Source organism: Trichococcus paludicola, from assembly GCF_003052295.1.
GTDB classification, from domain to species: domain Bacteria; phylum Bacillota; class Bacilli; order Lactobacillales; family Aerococcaceae; genus Trichococcus; species Trichococcus paludicola.
In genome coordinates this window covers 1-21,831 of sequence record NZ_QBLC01000005.1, presented here as the reverse complement: position 1 = coordinate 21,831, position 21,831 = coordinate 1, and the positions used below count along the sequence as shown (strand labels likewise).

Annotated in this window: 18 protein-coding genes; 8 read left to right on the top strand and 10 right to left on the bottom strand. The window is 42.0% G+C overall.

Translation table 11 applies throughout. The features are described from left to right. Window positions 1-283 precede the first annotated feature (283 nt). The 4 genes from C7R56_RS08130 to C7R56_RS08115 form a co-directional block, all read right to left on the bottom strand. Window positions 284-2,092 carry a DUF4153 domain-containing protein gene (locus tag C7R56_RS08130; protein ID WP_107996044.1) on the bottom strand — a complete coding sequence of 603 codons (1,809 nt, stop codon included), beginning with the start codon at window positions 2,090-2,092 and terminating at the stop codon, window positions 284-286. A gap of 44 nt (window positions 2,093-2,136) precedes the next feature. Further along, the gene (locus tag C7R56_RS08125) at window positions 2,137-2,967 is read right to left on the bottom strand and encodes an ABC transporter permease (RefSeq protein WP_234402612.1); all 831 of its coding nucleotides are present in this window, start codon (window positions 2,965-2,967) and stop codon (window positions 2,137-2,139) included. Continuing rightward, window positions 2,964-3,893 (bottom strand): ABC transporter ATP-binding protein, encoded by a 930-nt coding sequence (locus C7R56_RS08120; RefSeq protein ID WP_107996043.1) that lies wholly within the window; start codon window positions 3,891-3,893, stop codon window positions 2,964-2,966. Before C7R56_RS08120 ends, C7R56_RS08125 begins: the two co-directional genes overlap by 4 nt. A gap of 197 nt (window positions 3,894-4,090) precedes the next feature. Further along, window positions 4,091-5,074, bottom strand: coding sequence for a lactate/malate family dehydrogenase (locus C7R56_RS08115; protein WP_107996042.1), 984 nt, complete (start codon window positions 5,072-5,074; stop codon window positions 4,091-4,093). 158 nt (window positions 5,075-5,232) lie between these two features. Here C7R56_RS08115 and C7R56_RS08110 point away from each other — a divergent pair, with 158 nt between their 5' ends. Next, window positions 5,233-5,889, top strand: a complete 657-nt coding sequence (locus C7R56_RS08110; RefSeq protein WP_107996041.1) for a TetR/AcrR family transcriptional regulator — start codon at window positions 5,233-5,235, stop codon at window positions 5,887-5,889. A gap of 105 nt (window positions 5,890-5,994) precedes the next feature. Next, entirely contained in the window at window positions 5,995-8,016 is a 2,022-nt protein-coding gene (locus C7R56_RS08105; protein WP_107996040.1) for an ABC transporter ATP-binding protein/permease, read from the top strand. A gap of 374 nt (window positions 8,017-8,390) precedes the next feature. Here the strand turns inward: C7R56_RS08105 and C7R56_RS08100 are convergent, their stop codons facing one another. Then, window positions 8,391-9,794, bottom strand: coding sequence for a hypothetical protein (locus tag C7R56_RS08100; protein ID WP_107996039.1), 1,404 nt, complete (start codon window positions 9,792-9,794; stop codon window positions 8,391-8,393). Window positions 9,795-10,806: 1,012 nt separating this feature from the next. On the opposite strand from C7R56_RS08100, the gene C7R56_RS08095 reads away from it, so the two are divergent. Then, window positions 10,807-11,619, top strand: coding sequence for an AraC family transcriptional regulator (locus C7R56_RS08095; protein ID WP_159072203.1), 813 nt, complete (start codon window positions 10,807-10,809; stop codon window positions 11,617-11,619). Window positions 11,620-11,642: 23 nt separating this feature from the next. Here C7R56_RS08095 and C7R56_RS08090 read toward each other — a convergent pair whose 3' ends face one another. Next, window positions 11,643-12,206: a P-loop NTPase family protein gene (locus tag C7R56_RS08090; protein WP_107996038.1), complete on the bottom strand. Its 564-nt coding sequence runs from the start codon at window positions 12,204-12,206 to the stop codon at window positions 11,643-11,645. A gap of 137 nt (window positions 12,207-12,343) precedes the next feature. Between C7R56_RS08090 and C7R56_RS08085 the strand changes: the two genes are divergently transcribed. Then, on the top strand, window positions 12,344-12,925 hold the full coding sequence (locus C7R56_RS08085) for a GNAT family N-acetyltransferase (protein WP_107996037.1): 582 nt from the start codon (window positions 12,344-12,346) through the stop codon (window positions 12,923-12,925). 366 nt (window positions 12,926-13,291) lie between these two features. Here C7R56_RS08085 and C7R56_RS08075 read toward each other — a convergent pair whose 3' ends face one another. Genes C7R56_RS08075 through C7R56_RS08060 form a run of 4 tightly spaced genes read right to left on the bottom strand, consistent with a single transcriptional unit; the run spans window position 13,292 to window position 16,917 of the window. Next, window positions 13,292-14,491 (bottom strand): ABC transporter permease, encoded by a 1,200-nt coding sequence (locus C7R56_RS08075; protein ID WP_107996035.1) that lies wholly within the window; start codon window positions 14,489-14,491, stop codon window positions 13,292-13,294. Continuing rightward, complete coding sequence (locus tag C7R56_RS08070; protein WP_107996034.1) at window positions 14,488-15,171, bottom strand: ABC transporter ATP-binding protein; 684 nt, start codon at window positions 15,169-15,171, stop codon at window positions 14,488-14,490. The genes C7R56_RS08075 and C7R56_RS08070 overlap by 4 nt, the downstream gene beginning before the upstream one ends. After that, window positions 15,172-16,416, bottom strand: coding sequence for an efflux RND transporter periplasmic adaptor subunit (locus C7R56_RS08065; protein ID WP_107996033.1), 1,245 nt, complete (start codon window positions 16,414-16,416; stop codon window positions 15,172-15,174). A gap of 3 nt (window positions 16,417-16,419) precedes the next feature. Beyond that, window positions 16,420-16,917 (bottom strand): hypothetical protein, encoded by a 498-nt coding sequence (locus tag C7R56_RS08060; protein ID WP_107996032.1) that lies wholly within the window; start codon window positions 16,915-16,917, stop codon window positions 16,420-16,422. Window positions 16,918-17,816: 899 nt separating this feature from the next. Here C7R56_RS08060 and C7R56_RS09025 point away from each other — a divergent pair. Genes C7R56_RS09025 through C7R56_RS08040 form a run of 4 tightly spaced genes read left to right on the top strand, consistent with a single transcriptional unit; the run spans window position 17,817 to window position 21,441 of the window. Continuing rightward, window positions 17,817-17,984 (top strand): hypothetical protein, encoded by a 168-nt coding sequence (locus C7R56_RS09025; RefSeq protein WP_159072202.1) that lies wholly within the window; start codon window positions 17,817-17,819, stop codon window positions 17,982-17,984. Beyond that, complete coding sequence (locus C7R56_RS08050; protein ID WP_159072201.1) at window positions 17,971-18,876, top strand: polyprenyl synthetase family protein; 906 nt, start codon at window positions 17,971-17,973, stop codon at window positions 18,874-18,876. The genes C7R56_RS09025 and C7R56_RS08050 overlap by 14 nt, the downstream gene beginning before the upstream one ends. A gap of 7 nt (window positions 18,877-18,883) precedes the next feature. After that, entirely contained in the window at window positions 18,884-20,842 is a 1,959-nt protein-coding gene (locus tag C7R56_RS08045) for a sensor histidine kinase (protein ID WP_107996029.1), read from the top strand. Beyond that, the gene (locus C7R56_RS08040) at window positions 20,839-21,441 is read left to right on the top strand and encodes a response regulator transcription factor (RefSeq protein WP_107996028.1); all 603 of its coding nucleotides are present in this window, start codon (window positions 20,839-20,841) and stop codon (window positions 21,439-21,441) included. Before C7R56_RS08045 ends, C7R56_RS08040 begins: the two co-directional genes overlap by 4 nt. Window positions 21,442-21,831 lie beyond the last annotated feature (390 nt).

The following is a 21,831-nucleotide window of genomic DNA, read 5'->3' as shown; positions in this document are numbered from 1 at the left end:
TGAGATTTAATCACACGAGTGTCGGATCAGCACCTTGTTTATGGGTGCAATGCAATTATGTAACTAACTATAAGGGGATTTTTGTCCAAAGTCTAATTTCTCATGACAAATCAGGTCACAAAACCTCACACCAAATAAAACCCCATCGCCGAACCCCTATCTAACTGCCGCTCTTCCGCGTCACTATTCCTTACATGTTCATTCATTGGTAAAAACCAAAAAAGCCCCGGTTACGCTCTAATTGCGCACCGGGGCTTTGAAAGTATGTTTGCTGGCCTTTTGTTTACTTGAATTCAATGAAAATGTATAGATCTCCACCGGTGAAATCCGGTGTGCGCTCCAAGGAATTGACCAAAATATTCATTCGGATCTGGTCATTTTCGGTAGATATCGTCGCATCCTCAGTCGTCAGATTCCCTTTGTCGAAGCCGGAAGTCGCAGCCTCCTCGAAAATGGTATCGTACACTTCGCGGGTATTATAGACGATCAATTCCTCTCCTGCCGCATCCTTTACGGTCAAGACATAATACGTGCCATCCAACCTTTTTTCCAGTTGGTATGGTTGTCCATCCACTTCAAAATCGGTAGTTTCAACTGGGCTTGTTTCGACTTCGGAGTAGTAAAGATACTGATGAAGCATGACATCAAAGCCGGCGATTCCGACGACGGGATCGGCATCCCAGTTCAAATAGACGAATTCTCCCTCGCCTTGCGGATATTCCGTTTCGGAATAAGTCATATCAAATCCGTAGGTATCGCTGAAATCACTGTAGACATTGAAATCGCTCGGCAAGTAGGCCACCTCTTTGTTGTAGCCCATGTTGTCGATGTAGGAGGCGACCTTGGTGATGACAATCTTATCGCCGATGGAAACATCGCTTTTCGGAACGATGGCGTTATCAACCAACATGTCATTTTCCATCAATTTCCGTTCCAAAAAACCGATTTGGTTGTTCTTGCTGACGGTAAAGGCATCGATCGGCGGAATGATGGAAATGGCCGACAGCGCAAGCAAGGCGATGGCGATCAAACCGTTATGCTTCGGTTTCATGAAACTGAAGATCACGCCCGCTATCGTCGCGAAGATGCCGAACAGGATGACATAGTAGCGGCCATGCGTGACGCCCATCTCCCTGATTTTCAGGAAGGAGGCGATGGTCTGGAAGACAACGATCGGAATCAGGATCTTAGGAAAAATTTTGCGGAACAGGTCGGCAAACTTATTCTCGAGATTGCAGGCAAGGATATAGACGATGATGACGATGATCGCATAGGAAACAAGCAGCGGCTCCAAAAGATTGGTTGTCCAGAATTCGCCTCCGATATTCATGACGACATAGATCACGAGAATCAACGTATAGATGGCAGTCAAAGGGATGATGATGTAGGAAATCAGGATTTCCAGAAACCGCGGCACCATAAATTGGCGATCCAAAGTTTCCCCGCGCTTCGCCCATGCCTCATCCGGAATCATTTCTTCGCGTTTGCCCGGGTACTGCGGCGTCATCGACAAGAAATAGATCGGTGCGAACAAGGAAGCGACGATATTCATAAGATGCGTGAGGATCTTGAAATCGATATTGAAGAGCAGGTAATCAGTGGCGTAGAAAATAGCGCTGATTCCGGCTGTCAACACTGCTGAAAAAAGTATGGTAGTAAAGAAAGCTTTCATAGCCGACAAAAAACTCCGGTGGAAAGGCACTTTCACATTTTTGATTGATGGTATCCAAATAAAAGCAATCATGAGAGCGAACAGCGCCACACCCGTTTTGACATTTATGGCTATATTGTACTGCGTCTGCGGTCCGACCGCGAAGTAATAACCGATCGTGAGCAACACGGCTCCACCCATCAACAGATAGCGGGTGTTCCGTTGCGTATAGAAACGTTCATAAACCATTTGGCCGACGATGCTCAGCATGGCTCCCACCAAAAAAGTGAACAGATAGCGGGCATAATCCTCGCGCGGGTTTTCGATCATGAAGCTGTTCAACACTGCGACCGCTATCAAAAATAGTACGGTCAATGGATAACGACTGATTGAGCGGCCCATTCCTTTGTAGGCCGTCCGCAATGAATCTTTGAATTTCATTTTTGCCACTCCTTTCTTACAATAGGGCTGATAGGAAAATAACGCTATCCGATCCTCTCTGCTTTCCTGTTTTTCTTTCGTTTATGCGTAAAATCGGCCCGATGGAACGTAACGGTTGCCATCGCGAGGAAGACAATGCCACATCCGAATACGGCAAGGCCGCTCATCCATGGCTTGAATATGAACCCGTTGAAATTCAACGCTAATCCATTTTTGACCATTTCGGCGTCCGTTCCGTTGTTTTCCAAGACGATCGCCCGAAAAAACATGGTCGTATAGGTCATGGGATTCGCATAGGACAGGTATTCCAAAAAGGTCGGAAAAAGGCTCACAGGAACATAGGCACCGGATAAAAAAACCAACGGAAGAACTACCGCCTGACCAACGATTTGGTAGGTTTGCGCATCCCGAACGATGGTGGCAACCCAAAGCCCCAAGGCAGAATAGACAATCCCTACCAGGAACATGGAAAGGAAGACCAACACGATTGTGTGCGGCTTTTCGAATCCCAGACCTGTGAACATCCCGATCACAAAAATGATGAAGCCTTGCAACGTCGCAATCAGGGCGCCTGCCAACAATTGTCCGACTGCTACCTGAAAACGATTGATGGGGCTAACCAGTATTTCCTTCATGTACCCTGAACTGATGTCCTCAATCGTAGTCGCCGCGATATTCAATGACGTTTGAAATACGGTGGCGATTGTCACACCCGCAATGACATGATTGACGGAATTTTCTTGCAGCTGACTTTGAAAAAGGGAGGACAATACATAAATGAAAGCGAAAGGCGTAAGAAAAGTAATCAGCAAGCGGATGCGGTTGCGCATAAAGTTACGCAGATTGCGCAAGCATAATGTCCAGACGACTCTCACCCCGCATCACCGCCTTCACGGATTTTTTTGCCTGTAATTTCAAGAAAAACGTCATTCAGGCTCCCTTTCGTAACCTCCAAATCGAGAATATCATCCTTCAATGAATGGATTGTCTCAATAAATCTTCCCATGTCATCCACCTCAAGGTGCAAGTATCCACCTCTCTTTTCATAACGGAACTCCTGCTGCAAGAAATAGATTTCAACTTTTCGGGAATCCTTCACCTTCAATACGGCCCGCGTTTTGGTATACCGTTTTTTCAAAGCTTGCGGGGTATCGTTGACGATGATTTTCCCGTCGTCCATGATAGCCACTCGATCGCACACTTCCGCTTCTTCAATATAGTGCGTCGTCAAGAAAATCGTTATATTTTTCTCTTTCTGCAGCTTCATGATGTATTCCCACATGCGATTTCTTGTCTGGGGATCAAGCCCCGTCGTCGGTTCGTCCAAAAAAAGAACTTTCGGATAATGGACCAGCGCGCGCACGATCTCCACGCGACGCTTCATCCCGCCGGAAAGGGTAGAGACCAGGCTATTCCGCCATTCCAACAAATCAACGAGATCCAGCAGTATCCCAATTCGTTCCCCCACCTCATCCCTTGGCACCCCATAAAGGCTGCAGTGAGCAACCAGATTTTCTTGCACTGTCATCTGCTGATCCAATGTAGGTTCCTGAAAAACGATGCCTATCGCTTTGCGGACTTTTTTCTGTTGCTTAGAGACATCTTCTCCATCAATCAAAAGCACTCCCGAGGTTTTATCGATCATCGTACATAGGGCGTTAATTGTCGTGCTCTTCCCCGCACCGTTCGGACCCAGAAAAGCAAAGCTGCTGCCCTCTTCCACTTCGAAAGAAACATCCTCCACCGCAAGGTAATCCCCATAATATTTCGAAAAATTTTTCACATTAATTATGGCTGCCATCTCTATGCCTGCCTTCCCAACAAAATAAGGTGAGCGCATCCAACATTAGAACTGTTGCTGATAAAACGAAACGTCTATATCATAATTATGGATATCCATGCGCACCTTTGTCAAATTTTGCGATGCATTTAAGGGCTTAGCACTAAAAAAGGCGCCATCAAAAAAAGAGCATAGCCCGTGGCTGTGCTCCCTTGTGCTTACCGTTTGAACGGTCCTGTCTTCGCATCCTTCATCGCCAATTGGATGTAATCGATGGAAGCGTTGAGCTTGTCGGTTTCCCACGAATCCAAAGCAATCCCGAATTGCTTTTCTACACCGTTACGGCCGATCAGGCAAGGCATGCTCAAGGCAACATCCCCATCATGTCCGTACTGTCCGCGCAAAATCGTGCAGACGGGATGGACGCTCTTTTCATCCAGCATGACCGCCTGCGCCAAGGTGATGGCGGATTGCGCAACCCCGGCATTCGTCCAGCCCTTGCCGTTCAGCACATCGTAGGCCGACTTCACGACCGCCGCCCCGATTGCTTCGGGATTCAATATCTCCACTTCCGGGAAATGGGTTCCGAACTCTTCATAACGGATGCCGTTTATGGCTAGTCTACTCACCACCGGAAAGGCGGTAAATCCGTGCTCGCCCATCATATAGCCGGTCACGCTTTTGGGATCGACACCGTACTGTTGTGAAATCACTTTCCGTAGACGGGCCGAATCCAGCATCGTGCCTGTCCCGAAGATCCGCCCTTCCGGATAGTCGAATTCGCTGGCCGCGATATAGGTCACCGTGTCCAATGGATTTGTGATCAAAATGATGATGGCCTCTTTTGTATATTTTATGATTTCGCCCATCACCTCACGGATGACCGCCGCATTTTTGCCGGTCAAGGAGGCGCGATCCGGGATGGCATTCGGATTCTTATCATCCTTCAGGACACTCGGTCCGGCAGCGATAATGATGATGTCCGCATCCGCGCAATCGGCGTAATCCCCCGCGTGTACGTCCACATTGGACATATAGGTCAATGCGGTCGCATGCGCCTGATCCAAGGCTTCCCCATGGGCAACATCCTTCAGAATATCGATTGTCGCAATTTCCGCAAATAACCGCAATTTCATTGCGTCAGCCAATACATAGGAACCTACGTGACCCACACCCACCACAACAAGTTTGTTTTTTTGCATCTTTTCCCCTCCAGTTCTCATCATACTTTCATCTTAGCACCTTTTCGTTGATTTATCACATGTATTTCGTGAAAAAGGGCCCGTCATGGCGTCGGCTTGCAATAATCCGTCGGTCCGAGTACTATGGAAGCAACATCACTCAGAGGAGCATACGTTAAATGGAAAAGTTTGTGGAAGCTTTAAAACAAAAAATTCGCAGTAAAGAGGGTTTGTCGCCCAAGATGCAGGATATTCTGGATGCTTGCGTCGTGCTGTTCTCGACGAAAGGATTTTCCAATACCAGCACAAAGGATATCGCTAAAGCAGCCAACGTTGCTGAAGGGACCATCTACAAGCACTTCGGGACCAAGGAAAATTTGCTTTACGCTACGATTTTCCCGATTCTGCGCGATATCATCTCGACGGAAGCGCTCGCCCAAGTGCAGCAGTTCCGTAATTCAGCAGAGAATGCGCCATTTGAGCGATTCGTGGAATTCATCGTGCGCAAGGACGTTATGATGCCGGAAGAGCATTTCCAGTCAGGAAAAATTTTCCTAACTGAAATGATGTACGACAAACAGCGATTCCAAGAGTTCAACACGATGATCCCCAAGGACTTAATAGATGGCATTTACGCAATCCTCGACGGCTACAAAGAAAAAAACGAAGTCGTCGATTGGCCCAATCCCGTTATTTGGCAATATATCATGAGCATCCTGTTCGGTAATCACCTGACCCATTACGTCCTTTTCACGGATACAAAGCGGGACAAAGAAGCCGAAATCGCATATTTGACCCAGCAGATCGTCAAAGGCCTCCGACCCGATAAGCAATAGCATTGACAGTCCCTTCCCGAATCGCTATACTTGACTAATCGAACGGTGAGTAAATACTCACTCGTCGTCGTTTCTTTTAAAATAATAAGGAGGCATCGCATTATTATGGCTTTTGTCGAACTAAAAAATCTGAACAAATATTACCCGATCAGCGGCGCGGAAGATTTCCAGGCATTGAAGAACGTCAATCTTTCCTTAGACAAAGGTGAATTGGTCTCAATCGTTGGCGAATCAGGCAGCGGGAAGTCGACCTTGATGAATCTGCTGGGCGGTCTGGACAGCCAGTTTTCAGGCGAAATAACCATTGACGGCCAAAATATGAGCACATTCAAGGAAAAAGATTTCGTGAATTACCACAAAGAGAAAATCGGTTTCGTTTTCCAGAGTTTCAATCTCGTTTCCCACCTCAGCGTGCTGGATAACGTCACTTTGGCGATGACGCTTTCGAACGTCGACAAAAAAACCCGGGTGGCCAGGGCGAGAGAAGTCCTGAAGCAGCTCGGCCTTGACGACCAATACAAAAAGAAACCCAGCCAGTTATCCGGCGGGCAAAAACAGCGTGTGGCCATCGCCCGCGCCCTGGTCAATGATCCGGATATCATCATTGCCGATGAACCTACCGGCGCACTGGACTCGCAGACAACGGATCAGGTGCTGGACATCATCCAGGACATCGCCAAAACCGGCAAACTCGTCATCATGGTCACCCACTCGGAAAAGGTAGCGGCCCGCTCCACGCGCGTCGTCACAATCGATGACGGAAAAATCATCGGCGATATCCGTCAAGGCGAAATTGCCTTGCAGGACAACGCATTGGAACTGCAGCAAAAAATCAAAAGCAAGAATCTCACTTTTTTTGCAGCAATCCGCTTGGCCCTTCTTAATATGAAGGAAAAGTTGGCCCGGAACATCCTTATCGCTCTTGGCGGCAGCATCGGAATCATGAGCATCATCGTGATGCTGTCCCTTGGCGAAGGCGTCAATGACTACCTGACCGAAACAATGAATGCCAATGTCAATCCTCTGGTCAGTGAAGTCCAGATGCCCGTCGTCATCGAAACCAACAACAGTGAAAACACCGATTCATCCATGATGATAACGACTCCTACCGGGGCTGAGATACCCGCCGGCTCTACGCCATCGGGCCCCCCTACGGGCGTAACGCAGTCCGATCCGTTCGAAGAAGAGAACATTGAGGAATTGCGGAATATTCCGCATGTCGCTGAAGTCAATCTGGCCTATTCTTCCTTTACGATTGGAAGCGATAATGTCATCTTTGAGGAGAATAAATACTCCTTCATGACTTTCGGAACAACCTCAGGCATGACCGATTCCAACATCCTTTTCGGGGCGTTTCCTGAAGAAGGCGAGATTCTGGTCACAGAAGGCATAGCCAATCAGATGGGTGCTACTCCGGAAGAAGCCCTCGGAAAAGAAGTGACTCTGGACGTTACCATAGACGGTGAGTCATTGGAAAAAAATTACATCATCAGCGGCATTTACACGGCCGGCCAAGCCATCGGCGCATTCGAGTCTGTATATATGTCGGCTGATTCCTTTGAAACATTGACTGCAGAGAACAATATGGAAGTGGAGCCAAATGTTGTCTACTTGGTATCCGACGATCCTGAAAATACCCAAGCGATCAAAGATGAAGTAGCCGCTCTAGGTTACCGCGGTTCATCCGCGGATGCCCTGGCTTCCACGTTCACCCAGATGTTGGATATCTTCACTTACATCCTTTCCGGGGTTGCCGGCATCTCCTTGTTCGTGTCCGCCATCATGATTTTGACGGTGCTCTACATCAGCGTTGTGGAACGGACACAAGAAATCGGCGTCATCAAAGCGATTGGCGGCCGGAAGAAAGATATCCGCCGCATCTTCGTTTCCGAGTCCTTCCTGATCGGTCTGTTCAGCGGAATTCTGGGCGTAGGCATCGCCTACCTCATCACCGTTGTCGGAAACATTGTTGTGGAGAATCTTTTTGATACGGCCATCCTAAATATGACACCGGCGTTTGCGGTATTCGGCATCGTCACCAGTGTGATCATCAGCATGGTAGCCGGCCTGATGCCTGCCCAAAAAGCAGCCCGCCTGGATCCAGTAGAAGCACTTCGCCACGATTAAGAAAAAGGATACGATGAATTGCGGTAGGGGGCGAGCACTAAGAGGACAAAAACAAAGCGGACGCTTTGTGTCCACGTGTGGTTGTCAGCTTAGGCGGAACATCCTGCAATTCAGAGTTCAACTAGCAGGATGTGATGATTCGCGTTTAGATACCCGGACGTTGGAGTGGACAACAGGAGGACGCACTGTGACCGTACCGGTCAAGTGTATCATGTCTCTAAGCGATTAAAAATCGCAAGAGCCATGACAAAACGGGAGCGGTATCTGCGAATCAGAACTCAACTACAAGGATACGATGAATCCCACTCTAGAAATCGACCACTAAGACGAACCAAAAGAAGCAGCCGGACTTTTTGTCGGCTGCTTCTTTTTATTTATTCCGCTAGGCGGATTTGCGCATAAAAGGCATTCATCTGATCGGCCAATTCGCTTTCTTGCATTTCATGGAAAATGCTCATCACATTGTACAAGTATCGTAACAACCAATCAAACGCGTCCTTCTTCAGGGTAACGCCTTCCTTCATTTCTTGCTCGATCTCTTTATGCAACGCATCGACCCAATGATCCCCGAGGACAATCCGCACCCGTTGGAACTGCTCACGAAAAAGCTGCTCGGTGGAAACTTCGCCCTCCCCCGGCATCCACTTGTTGCGGTTTGCACTCCGGTAATACCGGGGGATAAAATGCTTGAAATAAGGGTCGGATTGTTGCAACAAGAAAAAAGCTGCTTCATATTTCCGATCGGCAATGTAGCTCTCCAACAAATAGGAAACCAAAATATCCCGAAAATCGATCGACAGTTTACGGACCACCAAATCCTTGTAAGTATCATTGACAGGCACAATGTCCAACTTAGTGTACAACGGCTGCCGGCTTGCACCCACCACCAATTCTTCGCGTTCCAACAGCTTATGTGCCTCTTCCTTCGCCCTGTCATGCATGCCACGGGATCGAAAAACGACAAAACGGACCCATTTCAGTAATGCGCCTTCTTCAGCAGTCAGCTGAATGTCCGGATTGCCATCCAAAACCACCGCAAAATTTTCTAATTTCCGGACCGTATCCTCATAATCATGATGCTCCCACTGGATATAACTCGCCTCATTCTTTTCGTAACGGAAGCTGATGAAAATCATTTGTAGCCACAGTTTTTTTATGTCAGAATAACTGACGCGATAATGTAACTGTTGCCGCAACACTTCTTCCATCTGCGCCTTGATTCTGGTCCGCTCCCAACCCGATCCGATTGCTTCAGCTTCAAACAACTGAACGAGTTCAATCGACTTCCTGACATTGTATTTGTTTTCTACCATTAATTTATTTACAATAGGCCTGAGAATGAGGTGCGACAACTTCACTTGATTCCTGAAATAAGGGAAAATAAAATAATCTTCATTCACCCTTTTCCGCAAAATCCCCGCATGCAAGGGTTGATGACCCAAAGGCCCGATTATCGGTGAAAAGTCCTTTAGCTCATATTCCCCTTCCATGAATTCCAAGTTTGCATGGTTGAAAGGATAACCCGCTGGAAAATTCTGTTTGTAATAGAAGAGATACCATTCATGCGCTTCTTGTTCATTCAGCAACAGCCGATCCACGGAGATGTCCTCTTCTGCAAACCGCTTCGCAAAACGTTGCGCCTCATGGGATAATCGATAAAAGTGCTGCGTATGCAGAAAATCATGCAACGTATGCTCATTCACTGACACTTTCTCAGCCAGTACATAGTCATACATCGCGCAATAATACTCAAAAAACAGATCGTAATCACCTTTCATCTTCCACACCTCCGGACCGTAATCCCTTACAATTCTAAGTCCATTTTACCATATTGCCTAAAAAACAAAGCAAGAAAGCCTACGCGCCTGACCAATTTGGCTACCAAATACTGAAAATTGTGCAATTAACTGAAAGCTGAAACAAACATCCTACATAGAATTTATAAAAATTTATACAAATTCCGTTCAGTTGATATAAAAATGTTCAGTTATTTAATGACGTTTTCACGCGATGGTGCTATACTATACATGAAATACCGTTTATCGCATTAGGGTACAAATATACTACAGCGCCTGAGGAATCCCAACCCATAAGCATTTCCAGAAAAGTATCCCTTCCTGGTCTCTCCCGTCCCTCACTTTTTAATGAGCAAAAATCCCAGCATCCAGAAAATAAATATTTTTACATCAGCTATATTGCGAATTTAAATCATCTGAAATCGCTAAAAAACCATCAAACAGGCTTTCAATTGCAAATCACTGTAATTATTTTGTTTTTGTTCCGGTTTTTAATAAACAAAAACATACTTTATGTCGATTATGCTCCGAGAATCTTTCCGTTGTCTTGGGAACGGAAATCCATGTTGAAGTGGCCATTAAATTGCACGCCAAAAAGGGATAGTGATCCCTCAGCCAGATACTTTTTTTGCAGTCGGCCGCGATTGGGAGGAGCGGCACCGATCCCTCAATCCATACGCTTTAATGGCAAAATATTTGCCCCCTCTGTTGCATCAATAAATTGGGTTCGTTAACGGCAACATACTTTCCGCAATAAACTTATCATTTTTAGACGCTAGTTTGTACATGTCAGATTTAATTACAGACATATTACAAACAAGCCTTTTTATGACAAGGATTAAATTTTTATATTTTTATAAAATATACTAGACAAAGTAAAAAAATAGTATATTATTATTGTTATTGGCTCGTTCGGATGATATGGAATTTGAGTCAATTAATTTTCAAATTGTCGAACCGTTGCTATCAGATAGATTACGTTAGGAGGATAACTATGTATACCATGTCCAACATAAAAAACCTCTCCTTGAAGATTGTACTCGCTGAAAAGAATACAATCACAGCCGCCCAACCTACTAACTACCAAAAATTCCCTTATGTTAAACTTTTCTACGTTACATCTGGGGATGTTTCTTTAATAATGAAAGAAACGACGGAAAAGCTTTCAAAAGATCAATTGATCTTATTGAATCCAAATGTAGAGTACTATTGGGACCTGACAGGAGATAAAGCAGCAGAGATCATCGAAGTCGGTATCCACGGTCTGGAGTTCTCAAAAATCGGAGACGCAGAAAGCGATTTCTCTTATTACCGCCACAACGACGGTGAAAAAGAAACCGCAACTTTCCTGAATTTATTGCTGGATGAAATGAGCACTCGCAACCAAGGCTACGAAGAGGTCAGCAAACGCTTCGTCGAGATCATCCTGATCCACTTGTTGCGTCTGGAAGAATTCTCGATCCGCAACTCGCTGAACAAGAAGAACCACAAAGAAATCCAAACGGTCAAGAATTACATGAAAGTGAACTACCACAAGAACATCACTTTGGATGACTTGGTGGATCTGGTCCACATCAACAAATTCTACTTGATCCGTATCTTCAAGCAGGAAGTTGGCATGTCGCCGATCGACTACTTGATCCATATCCGTATCGATGAAGCGCAAAAAATGTTGCGCAACACCAATATTGCAATCGCCGATATTGCACACTTGGTCGGCTTCCAGTCACCTTCACACTTCTCGAAAACATTCCGGGAATTGTCGAACTGCACGCCTTCACAATATCGTCGTCAAGGAAACCAATAATACAAAAAGAAGAAGCCGCTGTTTTAAGCGACTTCTTCTTTTTGTTCTTTCAATGCCCACAAATAGTCTATCGCCTCATGCGGTCTGCGAAAATGTTGGATTTCGATGCCATCCGGTACCTGATCCAATAAGGCGACCAAGCCCGGGCGGTTGTTTTTGTTGAAGTTCCAAATGAATTTCATGAATTCCCAATCGAAGCGTTCCGGACAGCCTTCCCCCATATCTGGACGGGTGCGCTTGCGGTTCGAAACGATCCGCTTCAACGCGCGGTAAAGGCACAACCTTCTTGGGTAGTCGAAAAAGAAGACTGTATCCGCACGCTCCAGCCGGATCGGCAGGCTCCGTTGGTAATTGCCGTCGATTATCCACTTGTCCTCTTGCACAAGTTCTTTTTGGATTCGGTCCTGTTCCGCATCAGAGCGCAATTCCCAAGCAGGCAGCCAAAACAATTTATCGAGATGATGCAATGGATTGCCTGTCAACTGCTGCAGCTTGCGCGAAAAAGTGGACTTCCCCGATCCGCTGCATCCAATGACGACGATCCGCTTCATGGCCTTCCGACTCCCGCTGGCCTTCTTCTTTGCCAAACCGATCCCTCCTTTTGAACGAGACATTCTCTTCCATCGACCAGTTTACCACAGCGGAAATGCAGTGAACAGCAACTGATGCGCCTCCGCAACTAATGGTATACTGGAATTAAAAAAAACGGAAGGAACGATGCAAGATGATACGCAAAGCCCGAAAAGAGGATTGCCCGGAACTCTACGACCTGATCCACGAGATTTTCGTTGATATGGAATTGCCGCTGCTCGATCTGTTGAATCCGGATGTCCTGAAAGCCGCGATGGTCCGGGCCATGCACGAGGACGTCTACCGGTTCAGCTTCCGGAATGGCCTTGTCTATGAAAAAAACGGCGAAATCCTCGGCTGTTGCTTCGGCTATCCGGGAGCAACCGAACCCATCATCGATGCCGCACTCCGGAACGCTTTTGAGGAAATGCACATCGCGGCGCCCAGACTTTTCCCCGACAGCGAAACGTTTGCCGGAGAATGGTATTTGGATTCCATCGTGACGAAGCAAGTAGCGCGTGGAAAAGGCGTCGCCCACCAATTACTGCAAACCCTGCCGACACTCGCCTCGGCCGCGGGTGAAACCGTCATCGGCCTGAATTGCGAAAAGGACAATCTTCAGGCAAAACAGCTCTATGAAAAGGTCGGCTTCAAGACCGTTTCCGAGCGAACGCTGAGCGGACATGTCTATGACCATATGCAGTGGGACCTCAAAGGAATATCCTTTATCAAATAAAAAATCAGCCGCCGTCTGTAAAGCAGTCCCGCTATTTATTTAAAAATAATGAAAAAAATATTATAAATAAAGCACAGCATAGAGTTACTAATAAGCCTAATTTTTTTCGTTTTTTCTCCATGTGTCTACCCTCTTTTGTTAACTATTCTAATAAACATATACCAGTTAAACGCTATTCCCAACATTAATAACATTCCTCCAAAAATATAAGTATTCTTGCTTACATTTTCAGAGTAATCTAAGAAAAAAATAAAAACTAAAGAAATGAACATTATTCCAAATATGAAATTTACAACTGTATAAAGCGACTTTTTCATACCTCATACCTCCAAATATTCAGTGTGAAATCAAATGGCGCTTCTTGGATTATCTTAATGTTTCAATCAGGTCCTTTTTAGCAGCTGCTGAAGCAGGCATGACAGAAAAAATTAAACCGATCCCAGTCGATACACTTATGGCTAAAAAAACAGTTGAAAATTCAATTGAAATTGGAATATCAATGATGGAGCCAATTATATATGCAAAACTGATCCCTACAATATAGCCCACAATCCCTCCAAACAAGGTCAGTGTGACGCCCTCCAAAAGAAATTGCATCCGAATGGACTTTTGGGTGGCTCCCAGTGCACGTCGAATCCCAATCTCCTTTGTCCTTTCTGAGACAGAAATGTACATCATATTCATGACGCCTACACCTGCAATAAAAAGGGAGATTCCGGCAACGGCGGAAATAAATACGGTGATCGTGCGGAGGATTTTACTGACCCCGTCAGTTAATAAGGCGGTGTCGAATACTTGATACTCACCAAAGGCTTTCATTGCGCCCTTTTCCTTGAGTTGTTCAATCACATCCGTCGTCACGGAACTAGGCGTGGCTCCCTTTTCCAATGTCACTGTTAAGGAAGATTTTTCAGTCGTGTCATTGAAATAGTGCAGATAGGTTTTTTTGGGAATTTGAATGTTGCTTTCTGGCATAGAAAATAGACTTTCTGACTCCGTGCCTTGATAAATCCCGATTATTTTAAATAGATGGCCCTCTAATTCAATCCCACGATCCAATGCATTTTCAGCACTTCCGTACATCTCTTTTGCGGTAACGGAATCTATCATAGCTACTTTATCCAGCGTTTCGTTTTCATACGCGGTCAGCTGGCGTCCGACAATGGGATCCTTACCCAGATTATTTATTAAAGAAACCTGCTTATTTTGTTTTTTGCCTTTGATGTAAATGCCTTTATAAATGTTCGAATAATCGGGGTCAGGGTAATTTGCGGATTTCACTCCGTCCACTTGCTTTACGGTTGCAATGTCCACATCAGTGAAATAATCCAAACTGCTATAGCTCAGACTGTCGTTGCTTGGGGCATAATTTACTTGTATGTTCACTTCATCCGATTCGCCATTGGTTAAATTCTTTAACGTTTCTTTCTCGAATCCACGACCGATTGATAAAATAGTGATGACGGAGGCAATCCCAATAACGATGCCAAATATGGTTAACAGGCTTCGTTTTCTGTTTTTTAAGATTGCTTTAGTAGCGGTTCGCCAATTAACATATATGTTCATGGGCGTAACGCCTTGTCTTCAATAATCTCACCATCGCGAATACTTATTAATCTTGAACAATACGGGACCATATCAGGGTTATGTGTAACGAGAATAATCGTAACCTGATCTTGGGTATTCAAATCAACAAATAACTTCATAATTTCCTCAGAAGTATGCGAATCCAATGCACCTGTCGGCTCATCCGCAATGAGGAATTTAGGTTGGTTAATCAACGCTCTGGCAATTGCCACGCGCTGCTGTTGACCGCCAGATAATTGTTTCAGGTGTTTATCTGCCTTATCGGATAGACCCACTTTTTTTAAAACAGCCCTTACCTTTTCTTCTGTTTGATGGAATTTATAGCCATTATAAAGCAAGGGCAATTCAACATTTTCAAAAACAGTATTATTTTCGATCAAGCTGAAATTTTGGAACACAAAACCTACGGTTTGATTCCGAATTTTGGAGAGGATTTCATCCGAAGAAGTCAATAGAGCCTCCCCTTCAAATAAGTACTCTCCTTCGAATTGTTTATCGATGAATCCCAGTAAATTAATTAAGGTTGATTTGCCCGAGCCCGATGGGCCCATAATGGCAATCATTTCACCTGGAGCAATCGCTAGATTAATATTTTTGAGAACATGCAGGCTTTCTTCGTCGTTCTGATAGTATTTATTCACATTAACCAAACTAATCATCTAATTCACCATCACTTCTTGGCCGTCTTTTAAGTCTTGAGATGGCTCGGAAATAATGCGGTCTTTTTCTTTTAATCCCTCTGTAACAACAAAAACACCTTCTCTATTTTCTGCCAGGATAGCTTGTTTTTTGACCGTTCCTTTGGAGTAAACAAAAACATATTGCTTATCGTCTTCGTTCAGGATTGCCTTTTTGGGTATACGCAGTTCATTAACGGGTACATAAATTTGGCAACTATACCCATATTGTAAGTTTTCTGATGGTTTTACTTTGAAGGAATAATTTGCCACATTAGATTGTGCCGTTGCAGTCCCCTCAGTAGCTGTAGACTCCGGCAATATACTGACTTCTGTAATCGTACCTGCAATTTTTTTATTACTATTCAGCAATTGGATTTCCACAGCTTGATCTGTTGCTAAGTGTCTGTAATCATACTCGGAAACTAATGCTTTTATGATTGTGTCCTTACCTAAAATTTTAATAACGGGAACACTCGCATTTGTTTTCCCTTTCGGTTCCACAATGGCGGTTCCATCAGTTGTTGCTGCTACATTTGTTGTAATTTTATTCTGGGCAAATTCCATATTTTGAGTGGCAGTGGATAAATCTAAGTTTGCGGAATCTAGTACCTGCTGCGCTTGTGAGATGACTTCTTCCTGAGAAGAAATAGCTTCTTTATACTGATCCATTTTAGCTTGTTCTTCTTGGCGAATGGTTTGACCTTCCATTGAATCGGCATCTGCATTATTGAATTTACTTAATGCTTCATTCAAACTATTTTGAATGTTTTGTTTTTTTGTATACGTATTGTCTAGATTTTCTTGTGCATTATTCACCGCTAAAGTTAGTTTATCGAGCGTTTGTTGCTGTTCCGTTATTTGATCTTGTACGGTTTCGTTTTGATAGACCAAAACCACCGTGTCTGCACTGATTTCTTGATTATTTGTTACTAAAATGTCGGAAACCTCGCCCTTTGTCTGATCAAAATAGAATTCCTCTACATTTTGAGCCGCAACGGATCCATTAAAAATTAAATCATCGGCTTTTTTTATTGTTACCGCGTCATAGGAGGCCACTGCAGGTTCTTGTTGTTGTTTTTGTTTGAAAAAAAACGCCGTACTGATCGCTAAAATGGCGACTATTGCCCATACGAAACTAATGATTATGCGTTTCTTTTTGGATAGTGGTTTCATGTTAAAGCCTTTTTTATTAGCGTGTTCTTCCTTTGCCTTGTCTCTCTTCATTTTTTACGCCTCTGTTTCGGCTTTAAATAGATAGATTATGGAAAAAATCGCTGGTAGGGAAACAAGCGCTTGTAGACCAATACTTACGATAGAAATCATACTGGCAAATTCGGTAAATCCTTGAATTTCTATTTTGGGAGTGAACAGCAAGGAGTAGATAATCCCGGTTACGATCCAAAATAAATGCAGGTAGTAAGGCGTTTTTGCAGTTGAGACGCCTGCTTTTAGTTTTTTATGTGCAGAGATAAGCATAATCAGGATTGTAATCGAGATGATTACGCCAATAACGGCATAAGCTTTTGTTCCTATACTATTTGCTTGTTCATATAATTGCGTAGCTGAAGATCCGTAGACAGCTTCTGTGTAGAGTGCTTTGTCAGGATTTAAAATCCCCCGTAGCCCTACAATCGACGTAAGCAGCCCTAGAGCTTTTAAAACTAATAACACCATATTCCAATTTTTAGCCTTTTTAAGATAATCCTGTTTGTCTTTTGTCTTCATTTTAGATTACACACCTTTTCATTGATATATTTTTAATATTTGGTTGATGACAGTTGCAATTACTGATTTCAAGGTCAGCCGCATGGTTTAGCTTTCATTTTTTAAAAAGTAGTATGTTCCAAAGAATATCGTAAGTATCATAAATGCGATTAAGTTAAACTGCAGCCTGGATAGTAAAACAATCATCGTCAGAGCCATTAAACTTGTAGTGATACTATTTCGATTGATGATTAGCATGACTATTAAACAAATGCATACCAATATTAATCGATAATCAAGTCTGTTAACTTGAAAGTCCAAATAAATCAGAAAAAAAGTAGCTAGCAATGCGAAAAAAAGCATCACCTCTGAAATTTTCATATGAGTGCCTTCCTTTCTTGATTTGTTGTTGAATTATAAGCCGAGTAACTAGCCTATATTTAACACGTACGTTGCAAGAATAATAACATTACCTTCAAGACAACTCTTTAAAATACTTTTTACAATAATGAGGGAGATGGGTCCCATTCCTGATATGTAAATTTATTGATTCCTTCACGCATCTTTATGTAAAAAAAGTGCTATAATAACAGTTGAAGACTCAAAAAAAGTGCAGTGAGTCTCCTTCTTAACGCTTTTAGTTTGTTAATCAGCAACCAGCATTTTTCTCGGCTTTATCTTCATAGGAAAATAATGGTGTTAAGACATTTACATGAACCAATACCTCCGTTTCAAATTGCCATAAAAATGACTTTAGAAAGCCCATGTTCCTAAAGTCAGTTTAAATGATTCCTATATCGAGAGGTATGAGTAAAACCGGCAACCCCCTATGTATTCATGGACATACTCACCTTTGAAAAGATAGAATATTTATTGGAAGACTACATACTGAACGTAAAATGAAAAAAAGGAGCGGCTGTATGGATAAAGTAATCGAAGAGAAGTTGAAAAAAATAGAGGAGGAGATACTGTTAAAGAGAAAGAATCCATTATTTGATATCGGGAAAAATGGAAACGTATCCTTTACGTTGAATGGTGAAAATAACTGGGTTCGAAAAATTGATATACAAGAATATGGGAACTTATAAAATTGAAGAGGAATATGATATAGCTTTAACTGCCTACTTATCAGAATTTAAGAAGAATTTTTCTTCTTCTTTTGTGGATCTCGTGCAAATGGAGTTGTCAAAAAAAAGTACGGACAGATTGTCGTTAGGGAAAGTTTATTTGTTTCTTTCTTTGGATCAAAATAAACCACATTCCCTTCCAACAAAGAATCAGATTGCGGTCAGACTGGATATTCTTTTTATTTTGTGTGATTACCTTGATGATATTTTAGACGGAGACAGTGTGATTGCTTTGCCAAAAAATGAGTTGCTCATTAACGCTATGTCTCTACTTTTTATATGTATAGGAGAGCTTTGTGAACTCACCAAAAACTATCTCGATGCCTCTAAAATATTATATTTTCTTACAGAATCAATAAATGGAGAGCGTTTCGATTTTTATTCAACACTTTCAGAAGATTCCTCTGTAGAAGTTTATTTTTCTAAGATGTTACAGAAATCTACTCCTTTAGTTCAACTGGTCTTCTACCTTGCTTGTCCTGAGAATGAACTTATTTGGAAAGACTGTGCACAAAATCTCTCTACTGCCTTTCAACTGCAAAACGATGCGCTAGACTGTATGGACACGAGCAAGTCGGATTTGGTTTTATTCAAGGAAACGCTTCCCTTTATAAAGGCCCTTGAATACGCAACTATAGATAACAATAAAATGTTTTTCACTATTGTTGAGAATAGAATAACTGATGAGGATTCTTTAGCTTTCTTAGCATATTATATGGAAGAATGCGGTGCGGTTGAATATTGTTTAAGAGCTGCCTCGCTTTACTTTGAAGAAGCTTTTCAAATTCTAAAGAATAATTCTAACATTTCTGTAGAAGTTTTTACTTTATTAAAGAGCTATTTAAAGGAGTAACATAGATTTGAAAATAATGAAAATAGCTGGCGTTACAATGCCTTGGCTTATTATGCTGACCTATATATTTTATTACCTAACCGCAATGGAGCACACGGATCTTATTTATCTCTTTATTGGCGCCTATATTTTTTCATTAGGGAGTTTTATTTATTTAAATATACCCGACTATCCTTCCTCATCCAAGTTTTATAATTTAACTACGATTATGGCTTTGATGTTCTTGTTTATTTACTCTAACGTCCCCTGGCTTAATTTTACTGGGTTATTGCTTTTGTGTCTTTGCCCAGTTTCGCTTTATTTGTTTCTATATTCATTTATTCAATCAGAAAATAGAAAACTATTTAAAATAAGTATGTTAATTTTAACAGGTAGTTCAATTTATTCGTTTTTTTCTTTTATTCTCAAAATTTATCCGGAATTCACCTTGCTGGTACTGTTAACTATTTCAACCACTACGAGCTATATAACTATATATAAGGAACGTAAACTGTTCTTTAGTTCATTAAGCTTTAAATTTTTAAGTTTTTCTGTTCTGTTGGCCTTTATTCCATTTATTGTTAGTTATTCTTTGCCAGCGGTCTTTTCGTCTGGCGTATCAGGCGATCCGAGGACAGCTTTATTAGTTTTGGTATTTCCGACGTGCATTGCCTGTATCTTGAGTTACATGAAGACGATTTCGTTACCGGATAGCCTTATTTTGAATATGGCAATAAATATTTTAAGCTTTTGTTTTTTTATAATCATTAGTTGGTTGGAAGTTTCTTTGCAAAACAAACTGATGGTCACGCTTCTTTTTTATTTCTTTTGTTATCTCTCTCACTTTTTAATTCAATATATTCAGCACTTAAAAAAAATGAAGGCCGAAAAAAATATTGAAGAGTTGAACAATGAAAAAATAGAACTCCTAAATCAGGTTACGTATTCTAATTTTATGAATAGCGTGTCCAATTTACTGCTGAATCGATTGAAAGGTGAAACAAAAAGTTCGACAATATTAGTTATGATGCAATCGAACAATCAAAGGTTTGTACTTTGTCAGTCCGGAAGCAGAATTTCCCGAGCAATAAAAAAAGAAATCTTTTCGTCGCTCTCTTCAAAGCAAGAAGTAACTATACGTGGAAAGACTTACCATTATTTATCCGTTTCAAGATTTCATGAAAAGTTATTTGTCTTTATAGAAAAAACGGACTATTCGGTTGATTTAGATCATATAGAAGATATCCTGCATCAATACGAAGGGATTATTACGACTATCAGGAAAATGCATACTAACCAGCAAAAATATATTGATTCCTCGCTAGGAACAACCGAATTATTACAAGCAAAACTGTTCAATAATCTTGAAAAAGAAAAAACAAAATATACGCATTACTTGCACGATAGCGTCCTGCAGTCCATTATCGGATTACATACCCTTGTCTCAAACCTTCATGGAGATGATGAAATAGAATCCTTGGTACGCATAGAGTTTTCAAAATTGATTCGATCTATACGAGATGAAGTTTTTAATATTTCTCCATCTACATTATATTATTTAAGTTTTGAGGAAAATATTCAAATTCTGATAGAAGATTTCAATCACAAGTATCCTGAGATAGAGTTTTTGTTGATTTATCAGTTAAATGAGGAACTACCCAAACACTTAGTAGCTCCTGTATATAGAGTTATTAAAGAGCTCAACGAAAATATTGGGAAACACTCACAAGCTACTTTTGGAATAACCAAAATACTCAACAGAAAAAATATTCTATCCATAGTCATTGAAGATAATGGAAAAGGAATACATGATTACTTTAAAATTGAAAAAAATTTATTTAAGGGGAAAGAGCATATCGGACTTCTTTCTATAAAAAATGATTTAAAGTGGTTAAATGGATCTTTTGAGATTTTTCCAATGGAAACAGTTAACCCTGGAACCATCATAGAAATAAACATTCCTTTTGAAAAAGGTGAAGCTTTATGAGAATACTGTTAATTGACGATCATCACTTAATCGGAAGAAGTCTGGAGATAACGCTTAAAAGTTATTCTGAAATATCAGATTTTTTTTACCTATCTGATCCAGAGAAGGCTCTTGAAGTTGTAGATTCCTACGTGCCATCCATCATCTTAATGGATATTCACATGGGCGAACACAACGGACTAGAAATAGGGAGCCAGATCCTGCAAAAATACCCGGTAAAACTGGTTTTTTTGTCAGGTTTTAGCTTGATAGAATATAAGGAGAAAGCTTTTAAAATTGGTGCTCATGGCTTTTTTGATAAGCACATCGAAGCAGATGATTTGGTGGATAACCTGAAAATCATTCAATTTGAAAATAAGAAACTTTTTCCTGAATTTAAGACTAGTGGACGTATCCTTTTAACAGACAGAGAAAAAGAAATTTTACAACTGATCTCTCAAGGAGTTAAACAAACCGCGGTTGCATCTGAACTGGGAATTTCGGAGAGAACAGTTCGAAATCACATGTATTCTGTAAGTGAGAAACTACAAACGAGTACTGTTGTTGAATCAGTAATTAAAGCGATTGAATTGGGCATTATTAATGTTCGTCTACAATAATGCTAACTGATGTACGAAGTTTCAGATCACATTAAGGAATGGCCTTTATTGTCACACTTGCACCATCGAAGGAATTTGTTCCATCGTATATTTATTCAAGGCTTAGTAAACTTCCAGAAGAAAAGAAGATAGAGTGCATAGAACAGATTTCAATATTTATAACTAATGCGATTACGATTATTACTGCCCGCGCTGAACGATTATATCAAATTGAGAATAATGAAATTTTCGTCCGAAGTTAGCGCGTTGGGAGAGGTTACGATGAAGCAGAAGGAGTTACACAAGGCCGTTATCCCTCTTCATTATAGATTCTGGGAATTCATGTTAAAAAAATAAGAAGAGGCTGGGACATAACTAGCTGAAACGAATCAAAAAAAGGTTCCAACCACC